The following is a 9906-nucleotide window of genomic DNA, read 5'->3' as shown; positions in this document are numbered from 1 at the left end:
TGGGTTTGTGCGTCGACCGACGAGAACGCAGCGAGGCGCCAGCCGGGTGCCGCGCAGTAGGCCATGGATCCATCAGACACGCCCTAGGGCCGGCGAACGCCGGGAGTCACCGACGGACGACGCTCGGCGCAGGGCTCGACGGCACGGGTCCTGCGGGGTCCGAGGCCTGGCCGGCCTGGAGGCGACCGGCGTCGCGCGGGATCAGCAATGCCAGCACCGCACCGGCCAGCACCACGGGCACACCCACAGCCAACGCATCGACCACCCCGTCGGTGAACGCCTGCGCGTCGTCGTACCTGCCCCGCACCTGGAAGACACTGGTGAGCACCGCGATCCCCAGTGCACCACCGAATTCGCGCACCGTGGTGTTGGCGCCCGAAGCCTTGCCGTGGTCCTCCCGGCGGACCGATGCCAGCACCGTCGCGGCCGTCGGGGCGAACACCAGGCCCATCCCGGCACCCGCGATGATCATCGGCGGGACGATCTCCGAGAACGGCTGACCCGGTGCGGCGACCACGGCGATCCACCACAGGCCGCCCGCCTGCAACGCGAGCCCGGTCGCCATCAGCCGCCCACCACCGATCCGCGATGTGAGGATTCCCGCGATCGGCGACACCAGCATCGGCATCACCGTCCACACCATGGTCCGCAGGCCGGCCTCGAACGGGTCATAGCCATAGGCCACCTGAAGCAGCTGAGCAAGCAGGAAGATCGAGCCGAACACGCCAAAATGCATGCACATGCTGACCAGGTTCGTGAGGGTGAACGCGCGGATGCGCAGCAGCCGGTCCGGGATCAGAGGGTGGCGCACACGCCGCTGCCACACCACGGCGGCCACGATGAACACCGCGCAGAAGACGAACGAGACGAAGATCCTCGGCGCCGTCCACCCCACCTCGGGCGCATTCACCACACCCCATATCCCGGAGATGATCGCCCCACAGATGAGCGCCATTCCGACGACGTCGACCGCGACGTCCGGGCCGCGGCTCTCACCCAGCAGCCGCCGCGCGAGCACGATGGCGATGACACCGATCGGCACGTTGATCCAGAACACCCACCGCCATTCCAGGCCGGTGGCCACGCCGCCGCCGACCACCGGGCCGAGCGAGATGGCGGCGCCGTTGACCGCACTCCACAGGCCGATCGCCAGGCCGCGCCGCCGCTCCGGCACCGCCGCCGCCAGCAACGTCAGCGACAACGGGGTCAGCGTCGCCGCGCCCGCGCCTTGCACCGCCCGGGCGGCGATCAGCTGCGCCGGCTCCTGAGCGAAGCCACACATCAGCGACGCCACCGTGAACAGCCCGATCCCGGCGCAGAACACCTTCCGCCGGCCCAGTCTGTCGCCCAGCCCGGCGGCGACCAGCAACAGGCCGGCGAACGACACGATGTAGGCGTTGGAGAACCACTGCAGCTCGGTCACGCTCGCATCGAGGTCCTCTCGGATCACGTTCAGCGACGTGACGACGACGAGGTTGTCCAGGGCCGCCATGAACATCGGCAGCGAGCAGGCCAGGAAGACAGGCCCGACCGCGCGCCCGGCGCTCGCCCCGCTCATGCCTGCAACACCAGGCCGAGTTCGCCGATCAGCTTGTCGATCCGTCGCGCGTCCGAGGTCGCGTGGCATGGGGTCTCCGGGTGACTCCGCCGGACCAGCCCGGACAGGACCCGCCCCGGACCGACCTCGACGAACGCCTGCACATTATGGTCCGAGACGGCACGCATCCCTTGCCGCCAGCGCACTGAGCCGGCCAGCTGCGCACGCAGCGCCGCCCGCGCCTCGTCGCCGGTGCGCACCGGCGCGGCCGTCACGTTCGCCACCACGGGCATGCGGGGATCCGCGAACTCGACCGCCTCCAGCTCGCGTGCGAACTCGTCCTCGACCGAGCGCATCAGCGAACAGTGAAACGGAGCCCCGACGTCGAGCCGGACCACCTTCACCTCCGGGTCCGCCTTCTTGCGGACCGCCCTGGTCAGCGCCTCTACGCCGGACACCGTGCCGGACACCACGGTCTGCTCGTCGTCGTTGTAGTTCGCCACCTCCACCAGCTCGGCGGCGGCACCGGACGACAACTCCGAGCACAGCGCCTCGACACGATCCGCCGCCAGGCCGATGATCGCAGCCATCGCCCCCGGCGTGGTCTCGTTCACACCCGCCATGAGCTCGCCTCGCCGGTGGACCAGAGACAGCGCCGCGGTCCACTCCAGCACACCGGCCGCGACCAGGGCCGCATACTCACCGAGGCTGTGCCCAGCCACCACCACAGGCTCGGGCACCGACGCCGACAGCACCCGGAGGGTGGCGATGCTCGTGACGAAGATCGCCGGCTGGGTGATGTCGGTCCGGCGCAGCTCGTCCGCGGGGCCCTCCCAGCACAGCTGGGAGAGCTCGAAGCCGAGCAACTCGTCGGCCTCACGGAAGACGGACCCGGCCAAGCCCGGATGGCGCTCGGCGACATCTCTGCCCATGCCCACACGTTGCGACCCTTGGCCTGGGAAGACGAAGGCGGTTCTGGTCATGACGGCGCTCCTATCGTGCGTACGGGCTCAGGTCGGCGGTGCATGGTGGGTCAGGAAGTCGGTATGGATGTCCCCGGCGCGGAAGGACGGATGGTCCACCAGCCAGCGATCGAAGTCCCTGGTCGTGTGCACCCCGGGTCCTTCCACCTCGAACTCGTCCAACGCCCGTCGCAACCGGTCGAGCGCCGTGCGCCGGTCAGGACCCCAGACGATCAGCTTCGCGATCATCGAGTCGTAGAACGGTGGGATCATGTCGCCACTCCGGCAATGGGTGTCGACACGAGTCCAGGGGCCCGACGACGGGCGGAAAACGTCGAGCCGGCCCGGCGTGGGAACGAAGTCACGGGACGGATCCTCGGCGTTGATCCGGCACTCGACGGCGTAGCCGGACAGCACGACGTCGTCCTGCTTGACCGACAACCCCAGCCCGGCCGCGACCCTGATCTGCTCGCAGATCAGGTCGACCCCGGTGACCATCTCGGTGACCGGATGCTCGACCTGGATCCGGGCGTTCATCTCCATGAACCAGAACCGGCCGTCGTCGTCGAGGAGGAACTCCATGGTTCCCGCCCCGCGATAGCCGGCCGCTCGGGCCCCGGCCAACGCCGCCTCTCCGATCTCGGCCCGCAGCTCATCGCCGACGGCCGGCGACGGTGATTCCTCGATGAGCTTCTGATGCCGGCGCTGCACCGAACAGTCCCGCTCGCCGAGATGGACGGCCTCTCCGTGCGCGTCGCACAGTACCTGGACCTCCACGTGGCGGGCACGGGCCAGGTACCGCTCCACGTACACGTCCCGGTTGCCGAACAGGGCCTGCGCCGTCGCCCGCGTTCCCTGGTAGGCACGCCGCAGATCCTCGGCGCGCTCGACGACCGTGATGCCGCGCCCTCCGCCGCCAGACGTGGCCTTGATCACCACCGGATAGCCGATCTCGTCGGCGATGGTGCGCGCCTGCTCGAACGTGTGCACCGGCTCCACCGTGCCGGGAAGCAGCGGCAGCCCGGCGTCGCTCATGATCTTCCGGGCCATCGACTTGTCGCCGACCGTCTCCATCACCTCCGGCGGCGGGCCGATGAAGGTGATGCCGTGATCGGCGCAGATCTCGGCGAAATACGGGTCTTCGGACAGGAACCCATAGCCCGGATGGATCGCATCGGCACCGGTCTTCACAGCGGCACCGATGATGTTGGGAATGTGCAGGTAGCTGGCGCCCGGGCGGGACGGGCCGACGTTGACCGACTCGTCCGCCAGCTGCACGGGCAGGGTGTGGGCGTCGGCGTCGGAGTAGACCGCCACGGTTCGCACGCCGAGCTCGCGGCACGCTCGCAGAACGCGCAGGGCGATCTCACCCCGGTTGGCGATGAGAACCTTCTGGAACACCTGGGACACCTCGTTTCATCGCGACTGGGCTAGGGCGTGTCTGCTTCGAGCTCCAGCAGCACCTGGCCGAACTCGACCATTTCCCCTTCTCCCGGGTGGATGGCGCCCACCCGGCCTGGGCGGTCCGCCTTGATCTCGTTCATCAGCTTCATCGCCTCGACGATCGCCAGCGTCTGGCCGGCCTCGACGACGTGTCCCACCTCGACGAACGGCTCCGCCTCCGGTGACGGGCGGCGGTAGAACGTCCCCACCAGCGGAGCGCAGACGACGTGCGGCTGCGTCGACGGCTCCACCTGGCCGTCTGCTGCGGCACGGGCGACGGTGGAGCCGCCCGCCTGGGCGGTGTGCTGCCCGACGGGCGCGTTCCCGGCCGCGTCCGCCACCACGACGGCCGGTTGTGGATCCGCCCACTCGACCCGGACGGCGCAGCCGCCGACGTCCACCTGCACCGAGCGGACCCGTCCGTCGAGCTCCGCGATCAGTTTCGACGCCTCCGTGCGCAGGTGCGTCACGAGCTCAGCCTGGGCTGCCACATCCGCGCTGTGCGCGCCGTCGGCGGCGGTCGTCACACCCGCACCGTCGACGGCGCCGTTCTCGTTGTGTGCGGCCGTCATGCCGCGTGCCCCTGGAGCAGGTCCGCCGCCCGGCCGAGCCGGCCGAAGGCCCGGTAGCGGTGGTAGCGCTGCTCGACCAGGTCGACGGAGCCCAGGCCGGTGAGCTCGGCCAGACTCGCCGCTACCGCCGCGGCCACGTTGTCGACCGTCGCCACCGGATCGTGGTGCGCACCGCCGGACGGCTCCGCGACGACGCCGTCCACGATCGCCAGCTCAAGCAGGTCATCGGCGGTGAGCCGCAGCGCTGCCGCGGCCACGGACGCGTTGGCGGCGCTGCCCCAGAGGATCGTCGAGCATCCCTCGGGAGAGATGACCGAGTAGTAACCGTTCTCCAGCATCAGCACCCGGTTCCCGGTGGCGAGGGCAAGGGCGCCGCCGCTGCCGCCTTCACCGGTGATGACCGTGACCACCGGCACCCGCAACCTCGACATGGCCGCGATGCACTCGGCGATGGCGCCGCCTTGCCCCCGCTCCTCCGCAGCCAGGCCCGGGTACGCCCCTGCGGTGTCCACCAGGGTGATCACCGGCAGCCCGAATCTCTCGGCGTGGCGCATCAGCCGCATCGCCTTCCGGTATCCCTCCGGATGCGGCATGCCGAAGTTCCGCTCCACCATCTCGGCGGTGTCGTGACCCTTCTGATGGCCCAGGACCACCACGTTCTGCCCTTCGAAGCGCCCGACTCCGCCGACGATCGCGGGATCGTCCCCGTGAACCCGATCGCCATGCAGCTCGACGAAGTCGTCGCACATCTGATGGATGTAGTCCGTCGTGGTCGGCCTGCCCACATGACGGGCCAGCGTGACCGCGGCCCACACGTCCGCGCCCGTGCGCGCCGCTCGCGTGTGCTCCTCGCGCGTGGTCCGGTAGCACACGCCCACCGGGGACTCCGGCATCCAGGAAGGCGTCTCGTGCAGAGCCAGCAGCCTGGCGACCGTCTCCTTCAGGTTCTGCCGGGGCACCACCAGGTCGGTCATACCGTGGTCGCGCAGGAACTCCGCCGTCTGGAAGCCGCGCGGCAGCTCTTCGCGGACCGTCTGCCGGATGACCTGCGGGCCAGCGAACCCGATGAGGCTGCCCGGTTCGGCCAGGATCACGTCGCCCAGTGATGAGAACGAGGCCGTCGCTCCCCCGAAGGTGGGGTTCGTGTTGAGGTTGATCACCAGCACCCCGGCCTCCCGCAGCCGGGCGATCTCCTGCGACGTCCGGGCCAGCTGCATGAGGGACAGGCAGCCCTCCTGCATCCGTGCGCCACCGGATGCGGAGATGATCAGCAATGGGATCCGCCGGTCGAGGGAGCGCTGGGCGGCCTCCACGATCGTGTCCCCCACCACGGTCCCGATGCTGCCGCCCATGAAAGCGAAATCCAGCGCGACGACCACCAGCGCACGTCCGTCGACCGAGCCGTCGCCGGCCATCACCGCCTCCCGGCGTCCGGTCCGTTTCCGAGCCACGTCCAGGCGCTCGGTGTACGGCTTCGTATCGACGAAATCGAGTGGATCGTCGGGTGGCTGAGAGCCGGTGGGAGCGAACTGCTCGAAAGAACCCGCATCCAGCAGCAGGTCGAGCCGTTCGTCCACGGACAACCGGAGATGATGCTGGCACTCCGGGCATACCTTGTGGTTACGGCCGAGCCGTTTGGCGTAGAGGAACGCCGAACAGCTCGGGCATCGGCTCCAGCCGGTCGCTTCGGCCGGAGCGGTCAGAGTCTCCGTCATCGCGTCAGGCACCTTCCTGTGTGGCAAGCGATCGTTCGCTCCGCCGCCCGGCCGGCTCTACCGGCCCGGTCCGCTCACGGAACGAACGTGGGAGGGTGGCGGCGACGTCGTTGCCGAGCCACTCGAGGACGAGCTTCGAGCTGGAGATCCCGGCGGACACCGCCCGGAAGGACGAGCACCCGGACTCGGTCCAGTGGCCCGAGAGGTAGAGGCCCTCCAGCGGCGTCTGGTGCGCCAGGCGCTTGTTGGCGAACTGGTTGGGTGTGTTCTCCCAGCCATAGGTGGCTCCCTGGTACCCGCGGGTGAAACGGTGCATCGTCTGCGGCGTCCCTACCTCGCGGTACGTCAGATGTGCGGACAGCCCAGGAATGACCTGTTCGAACAGGTCGATCATGGCGTCACCCGCGGTCTCCTTCAGCTCCGGCCACGGCCGTTCCAGCTCCCACGGCGCCATGCAGGTGAGGATCACCGTGTGCTCGCCGTCCGGTGCCAGGGCGGGATCGAGCAGCGTGGTGTTCGACATCCAGGCGCTCGCCGGCCGGCCGGCGAGGATGTCCTCCCAGTTCGCCGAGTGGTCCAGATGCGGATGGACGAACGTCTCGTGCGCCAGCCCGTACTCGGTCAGGTCGAGATCGGTGGCGGCGAAGACGGTCAGCACCGACAGCGACGGCTTCATCCGGTTGACTCGCTTGAGGTACGACGCGGGGAGGTGTTCCGGGCCGACGAGATCGTTCAGGGTGTGGCGCGCATCCGCGTTCGCCACCACGGCCCCGGCGGTGTACTCGTCGCCGCTCTCGGTACGGACCCCGGTGGCTCGACCGTCGCCGACGATCACCTCGGCGGCCGGGGTGCGGACCAGGATGTCGCCGCCGCAGTCCCGCACCACCTTGGCGAACGCGTCCACCATCTTCTGGTACGACCCCAGGGGATACCGCGGTCCCTCAAGATGGGTCTCCAGCAGCTGAGCGAAGTTCAGGAAGGAGAGCCGGGACGGCGGCGACCCGATGAACGGCCACGGCGCACCCGCCACCGCTCGTGCCCGCCGGCTCGGCACATGGTCGGTGAACACGTCTTCGACGGTGGCCATCCGGCGCGCGGCGAAGTTCGGCTTCTCCGCCATGACGGCGCCCAGGTCCCGCGCGTCCATCCGGTAGGGCATCCAGGCCATCTCGTCCAGCACCGTGCGGCAGACCCGGTGGAACTCGCGGATCTCGTCGGCCTCGCTCTTGTTCAGCACGGCGGCGGTGGACTCCACGTAGGCGTCCCACCCGGCGGGCGCGAGAACGTGCAGGTCATCAGGGAAGTACGCGCCGTAGAAGTGCGGCGACACCACGTACGGGCACTCGCCGTCGACGCCGAGGTACTCGAGGAAGTTCCAGACGATCTCACCGGCGCCGGTGCCGTGGACCGCCGGGTCGAAGATGTAATCGCCGCCGTTACGGACGAACGCGTGTGCGACGCCGCCGACATCATCGCCCTGCTCCAGCACCAGCACCCGCTCGCCGCTATGGGCGAGCAGGGCGGCAGCGGACAGGCCGCCCAGTCCACTGCCGACGACGATGACGTCGTAATCGGTTCGCTCGTTCATCGGTTCTCCTCCATCGTCCAGTCGACGAGGACGCCGGCATGGACCCATTTACTGCTCTCGATCCCGACCAGCAGCACCCGCTGCCCTGGCCCGATGTCTCCAGCCCGGACCGCGTCGTCAAGGCAGACCAGCGGCCCGGCGCAGCCGAGCGCCCCGCGGCGGGCCAGACTGTCCGAGAACTCGCCGGGGATCTTGGTCCACTCATCCCGGTCGACGCTGCCCTCGTCGCTCGCCGCCCGCATCCATCCCGAGCTGCCTTCCGGGACGACGCAGACGTCCACGCCGGCCGGATCGGCCTCGCAGGCCGCCAAGGTGTCACCGATCGCGTGCGCCACCAGCGACGGGGCGAAATGACCGGCCGAAACGACGTCCACCTTGAGGGTGACCAGCCGTTTTGCCGCGAGCTGCTGATTGATGGGCGCGTGTGTGCCGCCGCCGATCACCTGGATGCCGGGCGCCCGGTCGGGACCGATGGCGCGAGACGCCCCACCGACGACGCCGTCCGAATCACCCGGCTCCGCACGCAGCACCACCGCGCCGGCTCCGTCGCCGAACATGTACATCGGGATGCGATCGCGTATCCGCACCTTCCCGGCCGGTACGTCCAGGAAGATCGGAGCCAGCGCCGGAGACGTGGCCTCGCTGCCGATCACCAGCGCCGTCCGGTAGGCGCCCGTGAGCATCTGCAGCCGTGCCAGTTCCATGGCCTGGGCGGTACCGGCACCGCCGGAGCGCAGCTCCAGCGTGGCGCACGGCCCGGTCCCGAGCCGCTCCTGCACCAGGTTCACCGTGGGCGGCAGCGGATACTCCGGCGTGGCGGTCGCGAGGATGAGCAAGTCGACCTCGTCCGCTTCGACCCCCGCATCCGCCAGCGCGGCCCGGGCGGCACGCTCCGCCATGCCCGTGTTGCTGTCCCGGTGCTCGCCGGTGACCGGGTCGATGATCCAGTGCCGGGACTCGATCCCGATGTCCCCGCCGACGTCCTCCGGCAGCGGGCCGGCCAGGCTCTCGATGATGTCGTTGCCGATCGGTTCGCCCGGAAGGTGACTCCCGGTGCCGACGACATGTACTCGGTGCGCGCGCATCTGTCCGGACTCCTTCACCATTTCAGCCGCCCCAGCCCGAGCCCGGCCATGCCGCCCCCGTCGATGTTGAGCAGCACACCGGTCATGTACTCCGACTCCGGGCCGGACAGGAACCGGATCGCCGACGCGACCTGCTCGACGGTCGCGAAGTCACGCATCGGGATCTGCCGCTTGAGATGCTTGGCGACCTCGCCGGTGGACAGCTCCGAGACCAGCTCCGTGGGCGCGAACCCGGGCAGCACCGCGTTCACCCGGATACCGAACCGGGCCAGCTCGATGGCGGCGCTGCGGGTGAACGCGTCCACCGCGCCTTTCGAGGCGGCGTAGTTCGACTCCCCGGTCCAGCCCCGCTCGCCCATGACCGACGAGACATTCACGATCACCGCGTCCCGGGTCACCATGCAGTGATCCAAGATGGCTTTGGTGCAGTTGAAGACGCCGCCGAAGTTGACCTTCATCACGTCCAGCCAGTCCTCCGGCTCCATCGCGTAGATGAGGTTGTCCTTGGAGATGCCGGCGTTGTTGACCAGGATGTGCAGCTCGCTGTAAGCGGCCAGCACCTCGTCGACGAGCCCGCGCGCCTGGCCGTAGTCGGAGACGTCGGCACCGAACGCGGCCGCGGTGCCGCCCATCTCCTCGATCTCGGCGACGACCTGCAGAGCCTCGTCCTTGCCGGATCGGTAGTTCACCGCCACAGTCGCACCGTCGGCCGCCAGTGCCAGCGCGGTAGCGCGGCCGATGCCGCGCGAACCGCCGGTCACCAGGGCCACACGGCCTTGGAGTGATCTCTGTTCCATCATTTCCCTCACTTCGAGTCGTGGTCGGACCGCATGACGATGGACAGGGACGTCCCGCCCAGGGAGACGGCGTTCACCAGGGCGACGCCCGGGTGACTGGCCAGTTCATCGGCGGCGAGCGTCGCCAGCAGCGCCCCGGCCGAACCGGTCGGCTCACCGAGGATCGTCTTCGGCGCGTGAACCGTCGGCCGGCGGCCCGCGGACTCA

9 protein-coding genes are annotated in these 9906 nt (G+C 69.6%); all 9 read right to left on the bottom strand.

The features are described 5' to 3' along the window. Positions 1-106 precede the first annotated feature (106 nt). Positions 107-1558, bottom strand: a complete 1452-nt coding sequence (locus ELR45_RS13440; protein WP_129666789.1) for a DHA2 family efflux MFS transporter permease subunit — start codon at positions 1556-1558, stop codon at positions 107-109. Further along, positions 1555-2520 (bottom strand): ACP S-malonyltransferase, encoded by a 966-nt coding sequence (gene fabD / locus ELR45_RS13435; protein ID WP_129666785.1) that lies wholly within the window; start codon positions 2518-2520, stop codon positions 1555-1557. The genes ELR45_RS13440 and fabD overlap by 4 nt, the downstream gene beginning before the upstream one ends. A gap of 27 nt (positions 2521-2547) precedes the next feature. Further along, entirely contained in the window at positions 2548-3900 is a 1353-nt protein-coding gene (accC, locus tag ELR45_RS13430) for an acetyl-CoA carboxylase biotin carboxylase subunit (RefSeq protein WP_129666783.1), read from the bottom strand. A 29-nt stretch (positions 3901-3929) separates the two neighbouring features. Next, positions 3930-4514 (bottom strand): acetyl-CoA carboxylase biotin carboxyl carrier protein, encoded by a 585-nt coding sequence (accB, locus tag ELR45_RS13425; protein WP_129666779.1) that lies wholly within the window; start codon positions 4512-4514, stop codon positions 3930-3932. Next, on the bottom strand, positions 4511-6229 hold the full coding sequence (locus ELR45_RS13420) for an acetyl-CoA carboxylase carboxyltransferase subunit alpha (RefSeq protein WP_129666776.1): 1719 nt from the start codon (positions 6227-6229) through the stop codon (positions 4511-4513). Before ELR45_RS13420 ends, accB begins: the two co-directional genes overlap by 4 nt. 4 nt (positions 6230-6233) lie before the next feature. Continuing rightward, positions 6234-7817: a phytoene desaturase family protein gene (locus ELR45_RS13415; RefSeq protein ID WP_165367748.1), complete on the bottom strand. Its 1584-nt coding sequence runs from the start codon at positions 7815-7817 to the stop codon at positions 6234-6236. After that, on the bottom strand, positions 7814-8902 hold the full coding sequence (locus ELR45_RS13410) for a 3-oxoacyl-ACP synthase III family protein (RefSeq protein ID WP_129666770.1): 1089 nt from the start codon (positions 8900-8902) through the stop codon (positions 7814-7816). The genes ELR45_RS13415 and ELR45_RS13410 overlap by 4 nt, the downstream gene beginning before the upstream one ends. A gap of 14 nt (positions 8903-8916) precedes the next feature. Next, positions 8917-9699: an SDR family NAD(P)-dependent oxidoreductase gene (locus ELR45_RS13405; protein ID WP_129666767.1), complete on the bottom strand. Its 783-nt coding sequence runs from the start codon at positions 9697-9699 to the stop codon at positions 8917-8919. 8 nt (positions 9700-9707) lie between these two features. Then, positions 9708-9906 (bottom strand): hypothetical protein (locus tag ELR45_RS35120; RefSeq protein ID WP_165367747.1); only part of this gene is annotated, 199 nt, incomplete at its 5' end.

It is taken from the genome of Phytoactinopolyspora endophytica (assembly GCF_004138495.1).
Lineage (GTDB): Bacteria > Actinomycetota > Actinomycetes > Jiangellales > Jiangellaceae > Phytoactinopolyspora > Phytoactinopolyspora endophytica.
Note: the sequence above shows the minus strand (reverse complement) of the source record. Positions and strands in the feature narration are given on the sequence as shown.